This is a genomic window from Pradoshia sp. Z4_20 (genome assembly GCF_058216035.1).
In genome coordinates this window covers 191,970-216,441 of record NZ_JBZAJD010000003.1, presented here as the reverse complement: position 1 = coordinate 216,441, position 24,472 = coordinate 191,970, and the positions used below count along the sequence as shown (strand labels likewise).

The window sequence follows — 24,472 nt, the reverse complement described above, 5'->3', positions numbered from 1 at the left end:
TTGTATGAATGCTTTGGAAAAAGTATACCATATAAGTTAATTTTTTCTCCACTAAGAATATTTTAGAAAATTATAAAATGGTAATTCATTATGGATTCTTAAGGGGCTTACACATGTTTGCCTATATACGTGCATACAGTATTAGTAGCAGCTGAATCACAGCTAGGGGAGGATTAATACTGAATGGATATCATTAAAAAAATAGAACAATTTAGAGAAGAAGAGGAAAAGCTGAAGTGGGAAGGGACATTCGGTGATTATTTGCAATTATTAAAGAAAACACCCTTAGTAGCTCAATCAGCTCATTCCAGGGTTTACAACATGATTAAGGATGCAGGTGTAGAAATTGTTGATGGGAAGAAAAAATACAGCTTTTTTAAAGATGAATTATTTGGCCTCGAGGAGTCACTTGAGCGCCTTGTAGAGGAATATTTTCATCCAGCTGCTAAACGATTAGATGTGCGAAAACGTATTTTGCTACTAATGGGGCCTGTGAGTGGTGGTAAATCGACCTTAGTAACGCTTTTGAAACGCGGATTAGAACGATATTCACGGACGGATCGGGGAGCGATTTATGCGATAAAGGGTTGCCCGATGCATGAAGATCCATTGCATTTAATACCGGCACATTTACGTAATGATTTCTTTGAGGAGTATGGAATCAGGATTGAAGGTAATCTTTCACCTCTAAATTTGATGAGGTTGGAACAGGAATATGGTGGCCGTATTGAAGATATGCTGGTAGAAAGGATATTCCTCTCAGAAGATAAGCGGATTGGAGTAGGGACATTTAGTCCATCTGATCCGAAATCACAGGACATTGCAGATTTAACTGGAAGCATCGACTTTTCTACGATTGCTACGTATGGGTCTGAGTCCGATCCGCGCGCCTATCGATTTGATGGTGAATTAAACAAAGCGAACCGCGGGATGATGGAATTCCAGGAGATGCTGAAGTGTGATGAAAAATTCCTGTGGCACCTGCTTTCTTTGACTCAGGAGGGTAATTTTAAAGCTGGCCGATTTGCGTTGATTAGTGCCGATGAATTAATTATAGCGCACACGAATGAAACGGAATATCGCTCCTTTATTTCCAATAAAAAGAATGAAGCCCTGCATTCTAGGATTATCGTAATGCCAGTCCCTTATAACCTGAAAGTATCCGAGGAAGAAAAAATCTATGAAAAAATGATTCATGACAGTGATGTATCGAATGTTCATATTGCTCCGCATACTTTAAGGGTTGCAGCCATGTTTACTACTCTTAGCAGATTAAAAGATCCAAAAAAAGGCGATATTGATCTTGTTAAGAAAATGAGGCTATATGATGGAGAAAACGTGGAAGGCTTTAATTCTGCAGATGTAGAAGAATTGAAGAAGGAACATTCGGATGAAGGGATGGGCGGCATCGATCCGCGTTATGTCATTAACCGAATATCTTCAACTATTATTAGAAAAGAAACACCTTCCATTAATGCACTGGATGTATTGCGTTCCCTAAAAGAAGGATTGGATCAGCATGCTTCAATTACAGCCGAGTTGAAAGAACGGTATATGAATTATATCTCACTTGCACGAAAAGAATATGATGATATCGCGAAGAAGGAAGTACAGAAGGCATTCGTTTATTCCTATGAGGAATCAGCCAAAACCTTGATGAATAATTATTTGGATAATGTGGAGGCATTCTGCAATAAGTCAAAACTTCGTGATGTCCTAACAGGTGAGGAAATCAATCCTGATGAAAAATTAATGCGATCTATTGAAGAGCAAATCGGAATTTCTGAGAATGCTAAGAAAGCGTTTAGGGAAGAAATCTTAATTCGAATTTCTGCATATGCCCGTAAAGGAAAGCGATTCGATTATAATTCTCATGACCGTTTACGGGAAGCAATACAGAAGAAACTGTTCGCTGACTTGAAGGATGTCGTTAAAATTACAACCTCCTCTAAAACTCCAGATGAAAGTCAATTGAAGAAAGTAAACGAGGTAGTTGCCAGATTAATAGATGAACATGGATATAATTCTACCTCGGCAAATGAGCTTCTGCGTTATGTAGGCAGCTTGTTGAACAGATAAGTATTGACGAAGGAGAGCTATCTTACATGTCGAGGTATTCGACTTGTAGATAGTTCTTTTTAGGTTGCTTTCTGAAGATTAATGAGGGCACCTATCTTAGGTTAGCTGAAATATCGGGGGTATCGGCTGGATAAAAGACTAGTTTGGCCGGATTATGAGGAGAATCGGCTGGAAAAGGCTAAGATTGGCCGGATACAAAGTTAAAACGGCTGAACGAAGGCTCAGTCTAAGTATTCTCTATGGCTTTAAAATGGGAAAAAATGTTTATTGGGTTGATAGGATGGGAATAGGTCTTATGAGGTGATAGTGATGAAAAAAGACGAAAAGGCAGATACAATCGCTGAAAGTCTTGCTGAAAATGGCTCGATGGCACCGGATCTTGAAGAAATGAAGAACCTTGGAAAACAGATGGAGCACCTAAGGACAAATAAAGAATTATCCAAAGAATATAATAAGCAGCCTGATCCTGTTCAACATGAGGAAGAAGAGGCAGAAAATAAATAAATAGTAGTAGTTTTACAAAACGCTTGGTAAATGGCATCTCCCATTGTATGTTCTGTTTGACAGTAGGGGAGATCACTAAGCGTTTTTTCTTTTGAATAGATATATTGCTTAACACCAAATCGTTGATCAGTACATAAAGGTGAAGGGATTCTGGATACCTGGTCAATTTTTTAAGAAAAATTGCTCTCTGCGTTCAGCTTCTAAAATCCATATTTAGCAATTCTCCACCAAATAGTACTTTCACTCTTATAACTCCTCTCAATAGTTTTATCTTAACCTTAAACTCCAATCTATATTACTTTTATTAATACTTATCCTAAACTATTTTCAGTAATAAGGCTGGTTATAGATTCTATAATTCAAATGACAAGGGATAAGCAAAACTTTGTCTTATTTTAAGAATATTTTGGCAATAAATTGCAGTTTAAGCATAGGATAGAGTAATCAAACATTAAATTCTAAAAAAGACTATTTAACATCTAGAGTATTATGATAAATGTGTTATAGGAGGGGAAAAAACGATGTCGGATAAGAACAATAGCCATCAGTTCGCCATTTCAAAGGAAGATTGGGCCCTCCATCGAAAAGGTTTTGATGATCAGCAAAGACATCAGGAGAAAGTACAGGAAGCGATACGTAATAATCTACCTGATCTAATAACAGAGGAAAGCATTATTATGTCCAATGGAAAGAATGTTGTAAAAATCCCGATACGCTCTCTTGATGAATATAAGATTCGTTATAATTATGATAAAAACAAGCATGTTGGTCAGGGAGATGGAGATTCCCAGGTTGGAGATGTAGTAGCAAGAGATGGAAGTGGACAAAAGGCGCCAGGAAAAGGAGGAGAAGCTGGAGATCAGGCAGGAGAGGATTATGTTGAATCTGAAGTTTCTTTATTGGAAATAGAGGAAGCCTTATTTGCAAAATTGGAATTACCGAACTTAAAAGAAAAGGAACAGGGAGATCATACCATTGAGCATTACGAATTCAATGATATTCGTAAAACAGGTTTAATGGGAAATGTGGATAAGAAGCGAACGATGATTAGTGCATTTAAAAGAAATGCACTGGGTGGCAATCCTGGATTTACACCTATTTATCAAGATGATCTTAAGTTTAAAACATGGAATTCAGTTGTGAAGCCAGAATCTAAAGCAGTCGTTTTGGCTATGATGGATACTTCTGGAAGTATGGGGCTTTGGGAAAAATATATGGCACGTAGCTTTTTCTTTTGGATGACACGTTTCTTGAGAACGAAATATGAAACAGTTGACATCGAATTTATTGCTCATCATACAGAAGCAAAGGTGGTAGACGAAGAGGATTTCTTTTCTAAAGGTGAAAGCGGTGGGACGATTTGTTCATCAGCCTATCGGAAAGCATTAGAAATAATTGAACAAAAGTATCCGATGGAACGCTATAATATTTATCCTTTTCATTTTTCGGATGGTGATAACTTAACTTCAGATAATCCTCGTTGCATAAAACTTGTGGAAGAATTGATGGAAGTATCTAATATGTTTGGGTATGGTGAAGTTAATCAATACAATCGTAATTCCACATTAATGTCCGCATATAAAAATATTAAAGATGAAAAGTTTCAACACTATATATTGAAGCAAAAGGCAGATGTCTTTCATGCTTTGCAGTCATTCTTTAAACCAGAAAGTATGATTCATTAAAGTATGTTTCTCTTTAAGGAGTAAATAATTAAATTGCTTAGTATAAAGACGCTAGGGTATTTATCCTCTAGCGTCTTCAGATTTAACTGGACTTCTTGGTATTACTATTTTTTGTTTTATTATAAATTGCTATTGTCACATAAATAAGGATCAAAATGAGTTGACCGGCCATGGTTTCAACTGTTGGATAAAAACCAATTTGATTGAACATGGGTAATTGGTGAATGACGGTCGTCGGCAATATATTGGTGAGCTGTAATGTATGAATGCTTGAACCGATGATTTTAAATGCCAACACATAGATGAAAATGGTGGCTACAAAGAAAAATTTATGCACTTGGATTCGTACACTCATTTTGAATAATATAAAGGCAACAAGAGCCAGAATGGCTAATGCAATGATAATACCGAGGGTAAAATCAAACATCGGCATGTTGGGGGCAATACCCACGTAAAAAATAATAGTTTCCGCTCCTTCACGGAAAACAGATAAAAACGATACAGTAGCCATGGCAAACACAGATTGTTTTGAGATGGCCTGTCCCATTTGCTTCGATAAATAAGAGTTCCAGGATGCAACATTAGATTTGTTATGAAGCCATCCCCCGACCCCAATCATCATGGCAGCGGCAATTAGTCCGACATAGCCCTCCAAGATTTCGCGGCTCGTATTAACGGTCAATGAATTAAAGATGAACGATAATGCCACAGCGGCTACTGCAGATACAAGGACCCCTAAAAGAGCACCCATATAAATCCATCGAGCCATGTGCTCCTGATTCGATTTCTTCAGGAATGATACGAGTACCATAATAATAAGAAGTGCTTCCAAACCTTCACGTAATAAGATCAATGCAGAATCCCAAAAAGTATAATCGCTATCTTCCTGCAATAATTGGATTTCTGTTTTGAAATTAGATAATTGGGTAGTGATCGAATCTGTATCTATAGTATCCTTCGTTAATTCACTGACCAGAATTGGTAAATCACTTTCCAAGTTTGTATATAAGGAACTGTTGCGGGTAGAAACCTCCATTTCAATGTTCGGCCAAACAATAATGAATTCTGTCAAAGCATCACTGGCCTCGTCAAACTTTTCCATATCAATTGCCTGCAAGGCATCATCAATATGATTAATTAACGTTTGGAGTGAGTAACTTCCTTCTTCAACAGCAATATCTTCACCTGCCAAAAATTGTTCAATGGACGCTTTAAACGCTGCATATTGACTTGCTACAAGGGGTAAGTCTGGGTCTTCGCTTGCCAATGTGATGCGAATAAAAGCTAACTGTGTTTCAATTTGTCCATACATACCTACACTTTGATCACGTACAGGCTGTTCGTATTGATTCCATTTTCCATTAAGAACATTGTATGCTGGTAGAATCTTTTCATAGTCGTCCGTGGCTAATGCTTCTTCAAATTGCCTCATAAAAGGTGTATACTTCGTTTCAAACTCTTTCCGTTCTGCTTCCTCATCAACTGGATTTTCAAGTTTTTCTAATTGAGAAAGAGTTGTTGATAGTTGCATGATTGTCTTGACCCGTTCTTCTTGTGTTGAAGATTCAAGTACCGCGTTTAGTGCATCATCAACAGCTCTTTTTGCTTCCTTCTGTTCGGAAGTCACCGATGCCCAATTTTCTGCAAACTTATCTATAGCTTTTTGGGTTTGTTCGTCATTTCCTTGCTTTGCATTAATTAATGCATCACTAATTGATATGTAAAAAGAGCTGTAGGATGTTGCAGCTAAAGCTGGCAAAGCTACAAGCATACAAACTAGAAAACTACAAATTTGTAAAAAGCGCTTCACCTAAATAACTCCCTTTTTCAACACCAGGGAAGCAGGCAAAAATGGCGCTGCCTCGATGTGTAATATATTCATTTAATTTATCGTTACGGCCTAAACTATTTTGAATGTCGATAAATTGTTGCGGATGTTTTTGGAACGAGATAAACAGTAAGCCAGCATCATAAGCCCCGGTGTTTGACATAATGCCTGAAGAATAAGAAAAAGAACGGCGGAGAATCTTTTGCTTTGCTAATCGGGCAAGATGGACATGGGATGTTTCCGGAACGATGTAGTTGCCATTTGCATCTTTCTCTAATTCATTAAAATCGTCAAATTCATCTTTCTTACCGAATGCCGCTCCGCTTTCACGATAGCGGCCAAATGTTGCCTCCTGCTGATGTAAGCTGGTCCGATCCCATGTTTCCAAATGCATTTGAATGCGACGATAAACCAAATAGGTTCCATTTACCAGCCAATTTTTCGATTCACCGGATTGAATCCATACCGAATCATTATATTCACTGTTTGAGGCAGGATTTACAGTACCATCTTTAAATGCAAATAAGTTTCGCGGTGTGCCACCATCGCGAGGAATGGCATTAAATCCAGCTTGGGACCATTTGATTTTGACCTTTCCATTTGCCGCACGAACTAAATTCCGTACGGCGTGAAAGGCTATTTGAGGATCATTGGCACATGCTTGTATGCAAATATCTCCGCCATTGTATGCTTCATCTAATTGATCTTTTGGGAAATGCGGCAAATCCATCAATTCTTTCGGCCTTAAATGCTGAATGTTAAGATTTTTATTATCGAATAGAGAAGGACCAACCCCAAACGTTATAGTTAAGTTAGAAGCATCGATTCCCATCGCTTCACCAGTATCAGTGGGAGGGATGTGACCGTTAGTGGAAGGTTCGACGATTTGTTCACCATTCATTAACCGAACAGTAAGAGATGTCCACAATTTAAATAATTGGCGCAATTCCTCTTTTGATTCTACTAAAACGTCCAATGCGGCAAAGTATATATGGCCTTGTAAAGGGCTTGTGATACCGGATTGATGGCGTCCATAAAATGCAATTTTGTTTTTTACAGACTGGTTATCATCCAAGGAAGGTTGCAACTCATAGCCTAAAGCATTCATCGTGGAACCCAATCCGCTTGCACCGATAACCATTCCTGTTGCTCCGATGCTAGTTAATTTCAACATCTCGCGTCTTGTCATTTTGTTAGTAGACAACGATACTCACCCTTATTCTAAAATGATCCCCATTTGGCTCAATGGTTCACCTAGTTGATTGACGGCTGTAGCTAATGCATTTGTATCTTTTTCCGTCAATTCATTGTATGATACATAGCCGCCATCAGCTGTTTCATATTTTGATAATAATTCATCGAGCTTAGCGAATTTCTCTTCTAGTGTAGTGACCAAGGCTTCATCTTTTGCTTCGATTTTATCATGTAAAATCTCGAAGATTTTTTCTGCCCCTTCAATATTTGCTTTAAAGTCATAAAGGTCAGTATGCGAGTAAATTTCTTCTTCACCTGTAATTTTTGAGGTGGATACTTCGTTCAATAAATCAACAGCACCAGTGATCATTAAATCGGGTTCTACTTCGACTGTTTGTACTAATGCATGCAATTCCTTTGTATCAGCTAATAATTGATTAGCGACTTCTTCATAACCCTTAGTTGTGTTTTCAATCCATAATGCATACTCAAGTTTATGGTAGCCAGTCCATTCTTCTTCGCCTTTGCCTTCTTCCTGGATATCAGCCAGACGGCCATCAATGCGTGGATCTAAGTCACCGAAGCTTTCCGCGATTGGCTCAGAGCGTTCAAAAAACATGCGCGCTTCAGGATATAATGCTTTCGCGGTTTCGATATCTCCATCCAGGAACGTAGTAACAAATTTTTCAGTTTCGACTAGAAAAGAATCCATTTGTTCCAAAGCGAATGTTTTATAAGTATCCGTTTCGGTTTTCAAGTCGGCAACAGTTGTTTTAGTCGATGTTGTTTGGTCTGCCGGTGTTGCAGTGGAAGCTGTTTCTTCTTCTGTACCGCATCCAGCTAATAGTAGGGAGGCTGATAAAACAGCTGCTGACATCATATTGAATTTTATAGACTTAAATTTCATAATTTGTAACCTTCTCTCTAGAAATTATTATTGTAGAGATAATAAAATCCTTCTTAGTGTCCTACCCAGCCAATTTTTGAAGTAATGAATAATTGATATACATATTAGATTGATTAGACCGAGTTATTAATAATACTTTTTTATCTATTCAAAAATTAAATGTGATAGATAAGTAGGAGAATAAGGATGATTGTCATTATCTGCTAGTACATAAACTATATGATATTGATAATCATTATCAATTGTCAATTCAAAGTTTAAAAATAGGACTTTATACATGTCATAAAAATATTTTCGACAAACGTCATTAAAAAATATATTAGAAAATTATCGAACTGAGAATCATTATCATTGACAATGATTCTCAGTATTGCTAATATTTAAACCGCAAATGACTGATATATGGTTATTTATGTATTGAGTGATGTACATGTCATCAGGTTGGTTGGGAATTTTAGGGAGTAAGATCGAAGAAGTAAAAGGAGGAAGATATCTAGTTTCAAGAAAAATTTTCTGAAAATACTTAAAATTTTGTGACTTAAGATCTATTTACACGAAAAGAGGAGTTTAAAGATGGGGAAAAAGTTATTCAAAGGATTAACGGCAGCTACAGTGGCGTTCACATTTGCTATGCCGCTTGGGACAGTTTCAGCTAAAACAGTGCAAAAGACCCAAGTTGAGGTGCCTGCTATCGGCACTGCCAACAATGGCCAATTGATAGAATCAGAGGGGAATACAGCAACGAATGTATCTTATGGTGGGAAAGCTAGTGAAGAACAAATAATCGTGAAATATAAAGATGAAAAAAGTTCTGCCAAATCCGTGGAGAAAGTTGAACAATTGGGTGGAGAAGTGGTAGAGACTACGGATGAAATGGCTCTTTATAAAGTGCCGGAAGAAGATGTTGAAGCTTCCATTGAAGAACTGGAAGAAATGGACAATGTGGAATTTGTCGAAAAAAACACCATGTATTCAATTGAAGGTACAGTTAATGATACATACTTAGACAGTCAGTGGAACTTAGAAGCAATCAATGCTCCAAAAGCTTGGGAAGCAGTAGAGAACAAAGATAGAGATGATGTAGTAGTGGCTGTCTTGGATACAGGTGTCCAAAGCTCTCATGAAGACTTGGAAGGCCGTGTGTCGGAAGAAGCTGCCACCTTCGTTGAAGGATACGAAGAAACATTCGCTGGGGACGATAATGGGCATGGAACCTTTGTTTCCGGTATTGTTGCAGCAAAGGCCAATAATGAGAAGGGGATTGCTGGGGCAGCAGGCAACAACAACGTTAAAATTTTACCGGTTAAAGTCATGAGTAAATCAGGTGTAGGTGATGCTTATAATATTGCGAGAGGGATTCAGTATGCAATAGAGAAAAAAGTAGACGTCATCAACTTAAGTTTTAGTGGAGAATATAGCGAATCGGTTGATAAAGCTATACAGCAAGCCAATGAAGCGGGAATTGTTGTGGTAGCTGCTTCAGGTAATGGAGGCGGAAATGCAGATGTTTCGTATCCTGCAGCATTACCGAACGTTATTTCAGTTGGTGCCATTGCCGCCAAAGACCAAGTGTATGCGGGTTCTAACTATGGTAGTACATTGGATCTTGTGGCTCCTGGTGTAAGTGTTTTGAGTACATCGATTTCAGGGGATTTAGGCGATGAAAATGGTTATTACAAAACAGGTACCGGTACTTCTTATGCAGCGCCGCATGTAGCAGCAGTAGCGGCACTATATAAATTGGAAAATCCAGAAGCCACTGCAACGGCAGTAGAAGAAGCTTTAACAACGACAGCCGTTGATATGAATGTGGAAGGATTTGATGAAAAAACAGGCTATGGAAAAGTCGATGCACTAGCTGCTTTATCTGATGATGTAACGATCTCTCCCTTATCCTTTACCTTGCCAAAAGCGAATGCAATTGTTATTGGTAAAACAGCTATTCAAGCAGAATTAAATAATGTAACAGACGTTGTAAGTACAAGGTTTTATATCGATACAACGGATGAAACTAACTTGATCGGCACTGTCTCCGATACAGACTCAACTACTGTTTCTGTAGAATGGGATACAACGCAGGTTGCCGATGGTGAACATAAAATCATAGCTGTTACATATGATGCGAATGGAAATAAGATTACTCAAGCTGAGCGTTCTGTAAAGGTTCTTAACGAAGCGCAATCCGGTTATATGTTCAGTGTGAAAACACCGAATGATACTGTCGCGAAAGGCGCGGCCGTTCAGTTGTACGAAAAAGTGAAAGCGAAGGATGGCGAGTATTCTTATTCATCACTTTGGTCCGGTGCAACAGACTCTGAGGGAGTTGTTCGTGTACCTAGTCATGTCGGTACAGATTTAAAAAAACTTACAGTTGTCGTTCAAGGAAAATTTGATTCCGAAGAGGGTAATGCATGGTTCATGTATTCACGTGAAGTAAACAGCAGCGGCACAGTGGAATTGTCCAGTGATAAAACGCAAGCGGTATCATTGAGAACACTTGGTGTAAATGGTGAAAACGTTGAAGAGGCACAATACTTCATTAAGATGAAAGATGAAGAAGGATTGGATATTACTGCCGATACAGCAATCAATGAAGAAAAAGCAACAAAGTCCCCTGTTGTGTATTTGGATAAAGGTGCATACAGTCTTTACTCTTATTATAAACAAGATGGAGACACGTACTTTTTAACAAACTCTGATGCTTCGATTACGAGTAAAACATCGTCATTGGTCTTTGATAGTCGTGAAACCGGTGAAATCGCTATCGATAATTCAGACGGAAAGCTTGTAAATGCAGTACTTTACTTGGATAACGAAGATGTGTCTGAAATTTTTGGTACATCTGAAGTATTAACAGGCCAAAAATTTTTCGTAACAGCTGGTGAATATGATTATATTGTCGATGCAGAGGTCAAAGATCCTGATGGCGGTGAAAATTGGATTTATGTTTTAACGAATGATGACCAAACCGCTGTGGTTGAAAAAGGCGAAAAAACATCCATTAAAGCTGGTGGATCGCTTGAAATTAGTGAATTTCTTCCAGATCAAGAATCATTGAAACGTTATTATGCCCAACGCGGAATGACATATATTGAGCGTACAAGCCCGTATACGGCTTATAAGTTAGATGGCGCAATTTATACTAAGCAAGTATTCTCTGATGAATACGGAAACATGTTAGTCGGGATGTACCGTGGTTCGGTAGAACCGACAAACGCATTGTACAAGAAGAATGTAGAAACTGGTGAAACGGTCATTATGGATGAGGAAAATACCGTAGCTGCGATAAACTTTGGTGACCTTTATCCGGTTTATCAAGTGAAGAGGGTTTCGGATGGCGAAATCATGTTAAATAGTTATACGAAAAATCCTACAAACCCAGCTAATCGTAGTTATTATTTTTATTCCTTCTGGGTACCGAATAGTTCAAAAGTGACAAACGGTGAGTATGAGCTTTCATTAACATTGGATTCAAGCCCGCTTGCACCCTATGGTTTGAATAAGGCGATGACCATCGATATGCAAGATTCAGGTGTCAATGTAACATTAAAAGATGCTCAAAATCAAAATAAAGCAACGTATGTGACAATCAATCGAGTGGAAAAAGACGAACATGGCGAATATCAATGGGTACAGTCATTTGGACGAAATTCAGATTCTACAACGAAGGTATTATCCGTTCCTTCAAATCTTGAATTGAGTGAAGAGGAAAATGGAAACGTAGCAATCATCCGGTACACAACATCGACTGGTGAGTTTGCGTATTTGTTCCGTCAATTTACTGATCTTGAGGAACTTTCTGATCCGATAACCATCCCTGACAATATGCAAAAAGTCTCCATCTCTGCAATGGAGGGCAGTGAAAAACTGGATAATGTTTCTTCGAAGCTTTGGATGATCAAAAAGCCTGTTGAAGTCAATGGTGTAACCGTATATCCGACAGCAAATAACTTGCAAAGTTACAAAAAAGAAGCGGTTTACTTAGAGCCAGGTTCATTTGTCATCGAAGGCAGCTATGTTACCCTGCCAAATGCGGATGGTGAAAAATCAAACTATTATTTCTTAGAAAACGATGTAGAAATTAAAGCTGACGATGAAAATCAAGTTATCTTCAATACGGAAGAATTAGCGGAAATTAAAATCGATGCAAATACTGAAGACTTCAAAGATGTTCGTGGAGCTATATTGTATCCATACAATCAATATAGCTCGGCATTTACAAAAACATTGCGAGTTGGCCATAAATTCTATGTGCCAGCTGATATGGAAATGGACTTGCAGGTACAGCTTGGTTATGGAGATCCAGAATCAACTGATTATATCTGGAATTACTTCTTATATAAAGGTACACAAACATTCAGCGCTGATGAAAAGGTAAACTGGAAGGTAGGCGGCCAATTCAAGGCTTCCATTGCTTTAAAGGATAACAAACTTAAGCAAGGTGAACCTTTATCTGCCGATACATCCATTCAAGATGAATATGGAAATACCATTAGTTCGGTAATTGTGAATAAGACGTCTGATTATAGCATCGCGGAAAATCAGGAGATTGTTTATGAACGTTTGGCGAATGGGCAAATCGTCGAAAAAGTGGGGACAACAGACAGTGGGAAATACCAGATAACTCATAGGGGTGTAACTGAAGCCAGTTCGGAAAGTGTAAAACCATTACTGCGTATATATAATAAAAAAGGTGAAATAGTAGTGGAACAATCCAATCTGGATTTCTATCAATCTGTTGAAGACTTACCATTATCATTGAATACAGGCAGATATCGAGCTGAATTAGCGATGGCAGCAAGCCCCATGGGACCAATAACATCAAGTGAGAAGGAGGGATTATTTAAGGTTACAAAGAAAAAATATCCTCCAACCACTAAACCAAACGGGAACTGGTCAAGTGAAGATTTAACAGCCACTATGACTAAGAAGAAAAATGGTTTCTCGTTTACTTTTACAGAAGAGCAGTTGAATACAATCAAGGCATCGGATGTGGGAAAGGTAACATTAGTCACAAATACCGGTGTAAAGATTCAGGTTGATACAAGTGAGTTTAAAGAAAAATATGCAAATACTTTAACAATGAGTCTTTCATTGAAAAAAAACCGACTGATCTTTGGAGCTTCTACAAATGGTAAGAGCATTCACTTCTCGAACTATGTATTCATTAGTCTGCCTCAAGAAGAGCTTTCCGCTCCTCTTGAGAAAATAGTCATTTTACGTAAAGGACGAAAAGGAATTGAAGTGGTTCCTCACATTGTGACCGATGAAGGCATCGTGCTAAAAGTAAAACGAGGTGGACAATTCAAAATAAGCACAAACAAAAAACCTTTTCATAATAAACGTTCATAAAGAGTATATTGAAGGAAGCGATTGATCTTAGGTCAGTTTTAACATTTTTGTTTGAAACAAAAGGCTGAATTTCATGTAAAGAGAAGTTTCTTTAAAAAAGAGATGGAGAGTATAGGTTTGATATAATAAAAAAGACTGACGTTATGGCAGATGAAAAATTTCGTGCCTTGCGTCAGTCTTTTTTATAAGTTAATTATTTTATTTCCATCATTGCAACAAGTTTCTTGGATAGTGCTAAAAGAATTAGACCGAAGAAAATTGCTACACCGCCGATAAGGGCGAATACTTCAAAATATCCAAGTGATTGTGTTACAGCAGCTAATTGTCCAGCAATAATGTTAGCGACACCAGAAGAAGCTAACCATACACCCATTAGCAAGGACGCTAATTTAACTGGAGCAATTCTACTTACAAGGGAAAGTCCTACTGGAGATAAGAACAATTCACCCATTGTATGAAGGAAGTATGTTACCACGATGAACATGATACTTGCTTTTTGTTGAATGCTTGCAGCATCATTACCTGTTTTGAAAATTGCAAATAACAATACGATATAACCTAAACCTAGCGTAATCATACCCATTGCCATTTTAGTTGGAACTGGGATGTCACCACGTTTGGAACTTGCAAGTTTAACCCATAATGCAGATACAATTGGTGCCAAGAGTACGATGAATAATGGGTTAAGTGATTGGAACCAGGATACTGGCACTGTCCAACCGAATACTTCACGATCTACAAAGTCTTTTGTATATAGAGTTAACGAACTTCCAGCTTGTTCAAAACCAGCCCAGAAGAAAACAACAAAGCAAGTAATGATAATGATTACCCATGTACGTTGTTTCTCACTGCGTGTTAATGGAGCATTGGATTTTTCTTTAGATTCTTTTGTTGCAGAAACTGCTGGGCGTTTACCAGCATCACCTAAATATTTGTTAGCCAATAAGTTAAATAGTAATTGACCAATGATCATACCAATTGCTGAAATTAAGAAACCATATTTGTAGCCATAGGTCATAACACCGTCAATTGTCTTAGTAAATAAGTCTTCCGAAACAAAACCGATGACTAATGGAGCAAAGAAAGCACCAACATTTATACCCATATAGAAAATTGTATAACCTGCGTCACGGCGAGATTCATTGCCTTCATATAATTGGCCAAGCAATGTGGAAATATTTGGTTTGAAGAAACCATTACCAGCGATTAATAGAGCTAAGCCAATGTATAAGAATGTTTGGCTTTGATGGGCGAACAACGCGATATTACCTAAAGCCATCAAGACCCCACCAATCGTGATGGACAGACGGTGACCTAAATAGCGGTCTGCTAACCATCCACCGACAAGCGGCGTGAAGTAAACAGCACCAGTGTAGAATCCATAGATACTGAGAGCTGTTTTATTATCAATCCCTAATCCGCCACTGACTAATTCAGTAGTTAAATAGAGGATTAAAATGGCACGCATGCCGTAATAACTAAATCTTTCCCACATTTCTGTTAGGAATAAAAGATATAATCCAGGAGGATGCTTTTTCTTGCCAAGCTCCTGAGCTTGAGTGTTAACTGACATCTTTATTTCCTCTCCTTATTTCATTTCGCATAAACATTATTTTAAAAAAATTTTAACTAAATAACAATAGTTTTTTTAACGCTTTAGCGAAGTAAAAAGATTCATAAATATTCAATAATTATTAATTTTTAAATAATGTTTTTACACATAGTAAGCTGAAGATATGAATATGAGAATAACTTTTTTGTATATAAATACATTGGTTTGTAAATCTATATTAACATAAATAACTATATTAAAAAAGTGTTTAATCGGATTCAGGAAAATAAAACTATTGGAAATAAATTTACAAATAAAGTATTATTAGGGAAATGGATGTGTGATATAAATAATTTGGTGTAATAGGATTACGTTTTCCTATAAAAGGGGAAATATCTAGATAAAATATAATATGGTATTTCAAAGGGGATTGGTGGAGTGTTTAAAACAGAAAACAAATTACATATTTCATCTGAAATAGGCCAACTTAAAAAAGTACTATTACATAGGCCGGGTAAAGAAATTGAGCATGTAATTCCTTCAAATATGGAGAGATTGCTATTTGATGATATTCCCTTCCTTCCCAGGATGCAATTGGAGCATGATCAATTTGCAACTGAGCTGGAAAAACGAAATGTTGAGGTCATCTATTTGGAAAGTTTGGTTAAAGAGTCATTTACTTCTCCAGAAATCAAGTTGCAGTTAATAGATACTTTTTTACGCGAAAGTAAACATCATCTTGTTGGAAGCTATGAAATGGTTAAAGAATACCTTGAATCCTTAACAGATACAGAGTTAGTCAGAAAATTAATGGAGGGTGTATTAAAAAAAGAACTGGATGATCGTAAAAAAGTTCATCTGGATGATTTTCTATCAACCTATTATCCTTTTTATATTGATCCCCTTCCAAATCTGTACTTTACAAGAGACCCTGCAGCAATCATAGGGGATGGAATGACCATTCATAAAATGTCTACAGCGGCCAGGAAAAGGGAATCTCTATTTTGGGAATTTATTATGAAACATCATCCTGATTATCAAAAACAGGATTATAAACACTGGTCCGATCGTTCCGAGCCTTTTGCAATTGAAGGAGGGGACATTCTAGTATTAAGTGATGAGGTTGTGGCCATTGGTGTAAGTGAGCGCACATCAGCACGGGCAATTGAAAGGATGGCCTTTAATCTGCTTAGTAGTTCTATGACCTATAAAAAAGTACTGGCTGTTGAGATTCCAAAAAAACGTGCATTTATGCATTTAGATACAGTGTTTACTATGGTTGATTATGATAAGTTCACTATTCATCCGGAAATTGAAGGGACAAATGGGCAGATGAATATCTTCATTTTGGAGCTGGTAAATGAGTCTGGTATCCAAATATCAAGAAGATATAATTTAGTAGATACCTTGAAGGAAGTATTGAACTTATCGGAACTGGCCTTAATTCCATGTGGTGGGGGAGATGATATCGTTTCACCGAGAGAACAATGGAATGATGGATCCAATACACTGGCAATAGCGCCGGGAGTTGTAATTACGTATGATCGCAATCAAGTAACTAATAAGCTACTTCAAGATTTTGGAGTGGAAGTTATCGAAATCCCAAGTTCAGAGCTGTCACGTGGCAGGGGAGGTCCTCGTTGTATGAGTATGCCCCTTTTACGAACCTAACAAAAAAACAGATGTAACGGTTAAAACCGTTACATCTGTTTTTTATTATCCAGTTTCTTAGTTGAGGCTTTCTTCGGCTGTCAGATTCATAGCATCTTTAATCGCCTTATAAGTGTATCCAAGATCTGTGGCTACCGCTTCATAGGTAACATAACCGTTAAGCGTGTTAACCCCCTTAGCTAAGCCAGCATTATCCGTAATAGCTTGGATTGCTCCTTTATTTGCAATCTCAAGGGCATATGGAATAGTTACATTTGTTAAAGCTATCGTAGAGGTTCTTGGTACTGCACCTGGTATATTGGCTACGGCATAATGAATCACGCCATGTTTTGTATATGTTGGACAATCATGTGTGGTAATATGGTCGACTGTTTCAAAAATGCCGCCTTGATCGATTGCCACGTCTATAATCACTGAACCAGGAGTCATAGCTTGTACCATTGAATCTGTCACAAGCTTTGGCGCCTTAGCACCTGGTATAAGAACAGCACCAATTACCAAATCAGATTCAGCAACAGCATCAGCAATATTAAATGGATTAGAGATAATGGTAGTCACTTGGTTGCCGAAAATATCATCAAGCTCCCTTAAACGATCAGGGCTTAAATCGATAATGGTAACTTCTGCTCCTAAGCCGATGGCAATTTTGGCAGCATTCGTACCAACTACACCACCGCCAATAATGGTTACTTTTCCTCTTTTAACCCCTGGAACACCGCCTAATAAGATTCCTTTGCCGCCCTCTGGCTTTTCTAAATATTGCGCACCGAGCTGAACAGCCATCCTGCCGGCTACCTCACTCATTGGAGTTAATAAAGGTAATGATTTTCCAGATGAAACTGTTTCATAAGCGATGGAAAAAACCTCAGAATCAACTAATGCTTTTGTTAATTCTGGACAAGCAGCTAAGTGAAGGTAAGTGAATAAAATCAAACCAGGACGAAAATAAGTGTATTCCTCAGGTAGTGGTTCTTTAACTTTCATAATCATGTCTGCTTTTGTCCAAACCTCTGCTGCTGTTGGGTATATTATAGCTCCTGCAGACTCATAATCTGAATCTGTAAAGCCACTGCCCATTCCAGCTGAGGATTCAATCATGACTTTATGTCCGGCAGATACCAAAGTCAAAACGCCTGCTGGAGTTATGGCAACACGATTTTCGTTGTTTTTAATTTCTTTTGGGATTCCTATCAGCATGTTTTATCCTCCAGTCTTATCTAATGTACAATTATTATAATCCGTATTTTATCTGAATAGTATGTTAAAAACAGAAAATTTAAAAATAGCGTTTTGTGATAATTCACAAAACGTTCAAAAAATTTTTGGTTATGAACTTATATATATGATTAATATTTAGATAATTTCATTTCGATTAAGAGATGAGAGGTTATTTTATGATCCTTTAAATCATATTGGCTGATCTCTGTTATTCTTTTTAAACGGTAAGAAAGAGTATTAGGGTGTATATGCAGAGTGTTGGCAGTAAAAGCAGGATTAGAATTATTTGTTAAATAGATTTCTAACGTTTCATATAGCTGTGTTTGATGTTGTTCATCATATTTTTTTAGGATATTCAGACCGGTAGGGAGTTGTTTTGGTTGGCTGCTTCGTTTTTCACTGATTATATGGAGGTATTGATAAAGACCAAGTTCATCGTACCATTGAACATTAGTTAATTCAGCTGTATATCTTTTTTTTAAACTAATAACCTCAAGAGCTTCTAAATAGCTCTTACTGGTATCAATATAGTCAGAATATACATTTCCGCAGCCTTCCGAACAAATGGTAACGTTAAAACGTTCCTTCATATCAGCCTTAAAGGATCGAATAAAGAATGATATCAAATCCTTAGATTGATTCTTACTGGTATTCAGTAAAAGAATAAGTTTATTTTGATCTATCGTATGAAAGATAATAGATACTTTTTGTGTTGTACTGATTAAATAGACGATTTGTTTATCCAAGTCAATATCAATAGAGGATGTGAACTCAAATACAAGAATCGTATAATGTTTCGATAATGTAAATGGGAATTTATCCGAATCTGCGAGTATTTCCTTTTCAGTAGGATAATGTCCGGTTAAAAGTTTCCAAAAGAATTCCTGATAGTTGTCTTCCTGACTTTTTAAGCGCGACTGAAGAAGTAAGAGCTGATTTTTTGCTTCCTTTGCTGCAAATGCCAGTATGGATAGTTTTTCATCCGTGATGGCAGTATCCGATTCAAGAGCCCAAATAAACCCCAGAATCTCATCATTTTTACGTATTGAAACAGCAATTCTTTTACCAAGTCCCACATCATCAAGGGGGTCAACAATAATAGGCTGATCATTTTGAAGTAGGAAGGGAATTATTCCTTTTTTCCACAGAGCATTAATTACTTTTTCAGGTACACGTCTGCCCATAATGGTTAGAATACGGGCTTGATCGGTAACATTGGTATGAGCACTATATGCCAGCAATCGATGATTGGCATCCTCAATGGTGATTGGATAGTTGATTAAAGAACTGATTCGATCAGCAAATTCATGCAGGCTACCATATAATCCTTTAAAAAAATCCTTGGAATAGTACTGATTCTCCATTGAAAGACTCCTTACCGAAAATGGTTGTTGCTTCCATTATACAAGAAATATTCATATGATATGATGATTCAATACAAAACAAAAAAGAGATTGGAGGGGATTACGAACGTAATACTCTCCAATCTCTTTCTATATTAATAAATTTCTATTTAAAAAAAGAAATTTAAACTAAGATAAATCAAACCAGCTAATGCTGCCGAAATAGGCATCGTAATAACCCAGGTTATGACCATTTTCTTGGCTGTACTCCATTTAACACCTTTTACACGGTGGGAAGCACCTACACCCATAATAGATGATGAAATAACATGAGTGGTACTTACAGGAAGATGAATAAAGGTAGCTCCAAAGATAATAGCTGCAGAGGTTATGTCAGCTGCTACACCGTTAACAGGACGAATCTTCATAATGTTTCCGCCGACTGTTTTAATAATTCTCCAACCGCCTATAGACGTTCCAAGCCCCATTGCGGCAGCACAGGATATCTGTACCCATAAAGGAATGTCAGTAGATGACGTAAAGCCATTTGAGATTAAAGCAAGGGTGATAATCCCCATTGCCTTTTGGGCATCATTTGTTCCGTGAGAGTATGCCTGCAAAGCAGCAGTACCAATTTGAATGAAACGGAAATTCTTATTGGTCTTTGTTAAATTATTATTTTTAAAAATTACTTTAAAGATACTGTAAACAATATAACCAGCAACAAAGGCAATAACTGGCGAGAATAATAAAGCATAGATAATTTTTAGGAATCCGTCGAAGTGTATCGCACCAAATCCAGCTGCTGCAATTGCAGCCCCGGCAATAGAACCGATAATGGCATGTGATGAACTACTCGGAATACCGTAATACCAAGTGATTAAATTCCAGGCAATCGCTGAGATTAAAGCTGCCATAATAACAATTGAACCATTTTCCAGTGTAAACGGGTCAACAATATCCTTTGTGATTGTTTTTGCCACACCAGTAAAAGTCATGGCTCCGACAAAGTTCATAATGGCTGCCATTAAAATGGCATGTCTAGGTTTTAATGCTTTTGTTGACACAGCTGTTGCGATTGCATTGGCTGTGTCATGAAACCCATTGATGAAATCAAAGGATAAGGCCAATATTACAATCAATACTGTAATTAAAAGTAATGTATCCATAATTGTTTAAGAACCTTTCATCAAGCGTTTTTCATAACGATTGTTTCTAATGTATTCGCCACAGACTGACAATAATCCGCAATTTCTTCAAGGTTCTCGTAGATTTCTTTATACTGAATAATACGGATTGGGTCTTTTTCCACAAGGAAAAGATGTTTAACAGATTGACGATGCAGAGTATCACAATCAGATTCATGTTCTTTTATTTTAATTGCAATAGGACGAATGTCATTTAATTTTTTAGTCATTAGTAATTCTACAGCGCGGTCAATTTCATGAGCGGCATTGCGAATTTCATCGACAAATTTCAACATATATTCATTTGCATTGACAATAGAGTACATTTCAAAGAGCGCAGAACAATGCTCAAGACCATCGAGAACATCATCCATTGTCATGGCAAGCATCAATATATCTTCACGCTCAATCGGTGTGATAAAAGCATTATTAAGCTCTTTGATCACTTCATGTACATAATCATCTCCAGTTGTTTCATATTGCTTCATTGTGTCGGAGAAGATTTTTAAATCGCTGATATTTTTTAATTTATAATCTGCGAAGTAATCAGAGCTTTCTTTTAAATTCGACGAAATATTTAAAAGCATAACCGCAAATTTATCTTTCTTTGATTTGAATACCATAGTGACCTCCACTTTCGGAAAATAATAATAATAATTAAGATTAACAATGCAAAATTAATTCTAAACCTTTTATTTAGACATGAAAAGAAAAAACCTTTCTTTAGAGGTAATATTTACATAAAAGCGTATACAACTTATTTAATATTTACGTTATATTTACAAAGCTGTAATATTTAGAAATAGAATTTACAAAATAATAACATGCAGAATGATTTCAGTTCTGAATTACTTTTCGATTTAACTAACTCATTGTAGGGGGAAAAGGCTGGTATTATTGACAATTCAGTTGGAATAAAAGATAAGTTATATCAGCTTGGACTTTAAGGAGATATGAGTGTATAGTACCCAAATTAGGGACATTTAAGCTATTCAGATATGTAGTCTGTAAGCGTGGTCTGCGAAACAAGATATACATTGTAAGATTTAATTAAAAAAGAAAGCCCCCAATTCTTTAGGAATTGGAGGCTTTTAGCTTACTCTTCGCTCTTTGTTGATGTAGTTTCACCATCAGCAGCGTTAATATTATAGTTGTATTTTGATGGGTCTACAGGTTTGAAACCTTCTGGAGTATAGAATCTGAGTAAATCTCCGTAAATAATTTTATCGGACATAGCGAGCATGGTTGAGGCATATTCGCCCATTTGAGCATACTCTTCAGTTTCTTCAATAAGTGTTCCAGTGGAATCATAGTACTTGCCATCAATATATTTTACATTCGGACTCATAAAGTTACCATTTCTAAAAGGTACTATTTCAGTATGGTCTTCTGATAGTAAATCAGTTCCAAGTTGAATGTAATTCTTTGAATCAACACCTAGTAAGTGTAAAAGTGTAGGAAGTAAATCGATCTGCCCACCATACTGATGTTGGACGCCGCCTTCCATACTAGGAACTCGAATAATTAATGGTACTTCTTGAAGTTCGGCTGAGTCATACTTAGTAATTTCCTCTTTATTGAGTACTTGTGCCATCGCTTCATTATGGTTATCAGATATACCATAGTGATCGCCATAAAATACAAGGACAGAACGATCATAAAGACCTGTTTCTTTTAAATAATTCACAAATTCTTCCACTGATTCATCCAAATAACGAGCCGTTTGGAAATAACGGTCTACAGATCCATCACCTGTAGTTGCTGCTTCAATAGTAGCATCCTCTTCAGAAATTGGATAAGGGAAGTGGTGAGATACTGTTATGAACTTTGTATAGAACGGTTCTGGTAAGGATTCAAGTAAAGGCTTAGACTGCTCGAAGAACGGTTTGTCTTTTAAGCCATAGTTTAATACATCTTCATCCTTCATGTCATAATAGCTGGCGTCAAAGAAGTTTTGAACACCCCAATGTTTATAAACTTCATCACGGTTCCAGAATGATTTATAGTTACCGTGGAATACAGCAGAGGAATACCCTTTTTCTTGTTCAAGGATAGAAGCAGCTGACTGATACGTATTATTACCATTTGTAGTCATTGCTGAACCTTGAGATAGGCCAAACAAGGAGTTTTCTAGCAGCATCTCTGAGTCAGATGTTTTTCCTTGCCCTGTTTGGTGATAAAAATTATCAAAGTAAAGTGTATTCTTATCTTTTGTAAGCGAGTTGATAAAAGGTGTTACTTCTTCTCCATGCAGCTTGTAATCAATCAGGAAGTTTTGGAAGGATTCTAAATGAATATAAATCACATTCATTCCTTCAGCCGCTCCAAAGTACTTTTTATTTGGTTCTGCATAGTTTGCCTGTACAAAGTTTTGAACCTCTGTTAGGTCACTGGAATCAGCTGACGCTTTTTGGGCATTCACCTTCATCGTTTTTAATCCATCATAAATTGTGTAATTGTAGGTTCCCAGATATTTGACCAAGTAGTTACGGTCGAATGTTCTAGTTAATAACTGAGGACGGTCAATCTCGGCTAATACAACATTTAATACAAGCATTCCTACACCAAATGCGAAAACTGCCCCTGTTTTACGGAATTTCAAGCGGCCTTCACTTGGTTGGAATTTCTTATAAACGATGAATAAAATAAGAATGATTGTATCAAGGAAATACAGTGGATCATAAATGCGTAAAAGCTCCATTACACTTCCGAGCAATCCACCGCCATCGCCCACATTGAGATTTTCTGTCTGCTTTAATGTTTGCCATGTAATAAAGTCGTTAAAGAATCGATAATAAACGATATTGGCATACTGTACAAAGGATAGAATAATGTTTATAAAAACTAACCATTTAAATGCACGTTTGCCCTTTGCTAATAAAGCAAGACTGAAGAAAATAACGGCTGAACTGATTGGATTAATGAAAAGTAAAAATTCTTGCATCGTATTCGTGATACCAAGATCAAATTCTACTATATAACTTGTATAGATTTTAATCCAAAAGAGAACAACAGCGACTATAAGGAAACCAACAGGTCCACTTAAGCTCTTCTTCGCTTTGCTCGTAAATGCACTCATTGTTTCACCTCAATATTTGATTTTAGATTTATTAGTAGTTTCAAATTTTTATGCTTATTTTTTGTCTGACTCCAAAAGGGATAACAATATTGAATTATAAACTGAATCTGGAAAAAGTCAAATGGAATCCTTTCGACAAAATACCAATGAATCCCTGATATATAAGGATTTTATATTTTGATTCAGGCTAAGTTTTTATATGGTTTTATTGACAATTCGAGGTGAGCTTAATCAACTGTTTCTAGTCAGAGGTGTGTCTATATAAAAATGGAAAAGTATTCTATGATTTAGATATTTTCAAATGGCGGGTTAATAGCCAGTTCTGTATTGTATGCTCTAGGTCTGGAACGAGAACAAGCTATGCAAAACAAATTTATATAGACATTTTCTTTTAAAGATTGGAGTCATAAATAATTTGCAAAGTGGATTCTTTCATCTAAAGGTAATTACTCGGATTACTTAAATACAAAAGAAGTTTACATCCATTATATATCGAAAATATTATTAAAACCATTTGTATGATCCTCTTATCTATATAGTAAGGTTAACCATACTAAACCAAAAATATTATTACAGCAGATTTATCTATCTAAATTAAAAATTAAATCTCTATTGGAAGATAAACCCTATAATGATCCATTATATAGTATAAAAATCTTTATAAACAGATTCTTTGGACTTGTTTTCCTATCTTGTTAGCGGATTTAACTATGCTCATAATCAGACCCAATACAAGATTTAAACCGTTTAATCAACTTTTCTATAGTATTTGTTAGTTATTGATTAGTACTCAATAAAAAAGCAAGAATTATTATTACCCTTAGTAACGAACGTTTAATCGTCTATATTAAATTTAATATAAATAATGGACAT

The 24,472-nt window shown here is 36.7% G+C and carries 14 protein-coding genes; 5 read left to right on the top strand and 9 right to left on the bottom strand.

Annotated features, from left to right (window positions below; all coding sequences use genetic code 11):
* Positions 1-183: 183 nt before the first annotated feature.
* From AC4BHP_RS11140 to yhbH, 3 genes are all read left to right on the top strand, one after another.
* Positions 184-2,079 carry a PrkA family serine protein kinase gene (locus tag AC4BHP_RS11140; protein WP_066102762.1) on the top strand — a complete coding sequence of 632 codons (1,896 nt, stop codon included), beginning with the start codon at positions 184-186 and terminating at the stop codon, positions 2,077-2,079.
* 309 nt (positions 2,080-2,388) lie between these two features.
* Entirely contained in the window at positions 2,389-2,583 is a 195-nt protein-coding gene (locus AC4BHP_RS11135; RefSeq protein ID WP_066102759.1) for a hypothetical protein, read from the top strand.
* A gap of 521 nt (positions 2,584-3,104) precedes the next feature.
* Entirely contained in the window at positions 3,105-4,268 is a 1,164-nt protein-coding gene (gene yhbH / locus AC4BHP_RS11130) for a sporulation protein YhbH (protein ID WP_066102758.1), read from the top strand.
* An 82-nt stretch (positions 4,269-4,350) separates the two neighbouring features.
* Here yhbH and AC4BHP_RS11125 read toward each other — a convergent pair whose 3' ends face one another.
* Genes AC4BHP_RS11125 through efeO form a run of 3 tightly spaced genes read right to left on the bottom strand, consistent with a single transcriptional unit; the run spans position 4,351 to position 8,197 of the window.
* On the bottom strand, positions 4,351-6,078 hold the full coding sequence (locus tag AC4BHP_RS11125) for an FTR1 family iron permease (protein ID WP_490552277.1): 1,728 nt from the start codon (positions 6,076-6,078) through the stop codon (positions 4,351-4,353).
* Positions 6,053-7,285 (bottom strand): iron uptake transporter deferrochelatase/peroxidase subunit, encoded by a 1,233-nt coding sequence (gene efeB, locus AC4BHP_RS11120; RefSeq protein ID WP_490552325.1) that lies wholly within the window; start codon positions 7,283-7,285, stop codon positions 6,053-6,055. Before efeB ends, AC4BHP_RS11125 begins: the two co-directional genes overlap by 26 nt.
* A gap of 27 nt (positions 7,286-7,312) precedes the next feature.
* Positions 7,313-8,197, bottom strand: a complete 885-nt coding sequence (efeO, locus tag AC4BHP_RS11115; RefSeq protein ID WP_490552276.1) for an iron uptake system protein EfeO — start codon at positions 8,195-8,197, stop codon at positions 7,313-7,315.
* A 573-nt stretch (positions 8,198-8,770) separates the two neighbouring features.
* Here efeO and AC4BHP_RS11110 point away from each other — a divergent pair.
* Positions 8,771-13,549, top strand: a complete 4,779-nt coding sequence (locus tag AC4BHP_RS11110) for a S8 family peptidase (protein WP_490552274.1) — start codon at positions 8,771-8,773, stop codon at positions 13,547-13,549.
* A gap of 193 nt (positions 13,550-13,742) precedes the next feature.
* On the opposite strand, the gene AC4BHP_RS11105 is transcribed toward AC4BHP_RS11110, so the two are convergent.
* On the bottom strand, positions 13,743-15,122 hold the full coding sequence (locus AC4BHP_RS11105) for a peptide MFS transporter (protein ID WP_077247996.1): 1,380 nt from the start codon (positions 15,120-15,122) through the stop codon (positions 13,743-13,745).
* A gap of 417 nt (positions 15,123-15,539) precedes the next feature.
* Between AC4BHP_RS11105 and arcA the strand changes: the two genes are divergently transcribed.
* The gene (gene arcA / locus AC4BHP_RS11100; RefSeq protein WP_066102748.1) at positions 15,540-16,772 is read left to right on the top strand and encodes an arginine deiminase; all 1,233 of its coding nucleotides are present in this window, start codon (positions 15,540-15,542) and stop codon (positions 16,770-16,772) included.
* Positions 16,773-16,829: 57 nt separating this feature from the next.
* Here arcA and ald read toward each other — a convergent pair whose 3' ends face one another.
* From ald to ltaS, 5 genes are all read right to left on the bottom strand, one after another.
* Positions 16,830-17,969 (bottom strand): alanine dehydrogenase, encoded by a 1,140-nt coding sequence (ald, locus tag AC4BHP_RS11095; RefSeq protein ID WP_066102745.1) that lies wholly within the window; start codon positions 17,967-17,969, stop codon positions 16,830-16,832.
* Between the two features lie 149 nt (positions 17,970-18,118).
* Entirely contained in the window at positions 18,119-19,354 is a 1,236-nt protein-coding gene (locus AC4BHP_RS11090; protein ID WP_490552270.1) for a PucR family transcriptional regulator, read from the bottom strand.
* 149 nt (positions 19,355-19,503) lie between these two features.
* Entirely contained in the window at positions 19,504-20,502 is a 999-nt protein-coding gene (locus AC4BHP_RS11085) for an inorganic phosphate transporter (RefSeq protein ID WP_148631166.1), read from the bottom strand.
* 20 nt (positions 20,503-20,522) lie between these two features.
* Positions 20,523-21,143, bottom strand: coding sequence for a DUF47 domain-containing protein (locus AC4BHP_RS11080; protein ID WP_066102736.1), 621 nt, complete (start codon positions 21,141-21,143; stop codon positions 20,523-20,525).
* 473 nt (positions 21,144-21,616) lie between these two features.
* The gene (gene ltaS, locus AC4BHP_RS11075; protein ID WP_490552267.1) at positions 21,617-23,599 is read right to left on the bottom strand and encodes a lipoteichoic acid synthase; all 1,983 of its coding nucleotides are present in this window, start codon (positions 23,597-23,599) and stop codon (positions 21,617-21,619) included.
* Between the last annotated feature and the right edge of the window lie 873 nt (positions 23,600-24,472).

Excerpts from the sequence above, each read along its gene's own strand:
- AC4BHP_RS11140 (WP_066102762.1), top strand. The coding sequence starts at position 184 with ATGGATATCATTAAAAAAATAGAACAATTTAGAGAAGAAGAGGAAAAG.
- AC4BHP_RS11135 (WP_066102759.1), top strand. The coding sequence starts at position 2,389 with ATGAAAAAAGACGAAAAGGCAGATACAATCGCTGAAAGTCTTGCTGAA.
- yhbH (WP_066102758.1), top strand. The coding sequence starts at position 3,105 with ATGTCGGATAAGAACAATAGCCATCAGTTCGCCATTTCAAAGGAAGAT.
- efeB (WP_490552325.1), bottom strand. The coding sequence starts at position 7,285 with ATGACAAGACGCGAGATGTTGAAATTAACTAGCATCGGAGCAACAGGA.
- efeO (WP_490552276.1), bottom strand. The coding sequence starts at position 8,197 with ATGAAATTTAAGTCTATAAAATTCAATATGATGTCAGCAGCTGTTTTA.
- AC4BHP_RS11110 (WP_490552274.1), top strand. The coding sequence starts at position 8,771 with ATGGGGAAAAAGTTATTCAAAGGATTAACGGCAGCTACAGTGGCGTTC.
- AC4BHP_RS11105 (WP_077247996.1), bottom strand. The coding sequence starts at position 15,122 with ATGTCAGTTAACACTCAAGCTCAGGAGCTTGGCAAGAAAAAGCATCCT.
- ald (WP_066102745.1), bottom strand. The coding sequence starts at position 17,969 with ATGCTGATAGGAATCCCAAAAGAAATTAAAAACAACGAAAATCGTGTT.
- AC4BHP_RS11090 (WP_490552270.1), bottom strand. The coding sequence starts at position 19,354 with ATGGAGAATCAGTACTATTCCAAGGATTTTTTTAAAGGATTATATGGT.
- AC4BHP_RS11085 (WP_148631166.1), bottom strand. The coding sequence starts at position 20,502 with ATGGATACATTACTTTTAATTACAGTATTGATTGTAATATTGGCCTTA.
- AC4BHP_RS11080 (WP_066102736.1), bottom strand. The coding sequence starts at position 21,143 with ATGGTATTCAAATCAAAGAAAGATAAATTTGCGGTTATGCTTTTAAAT.
- ltaS (WP_490552267.1), bottom strand. The coding sequence starts at position 23,599 with ATGAGTGCATTTACGAGCAAAGCGAAGAAGAGCTTAAGTGGACCTGTT.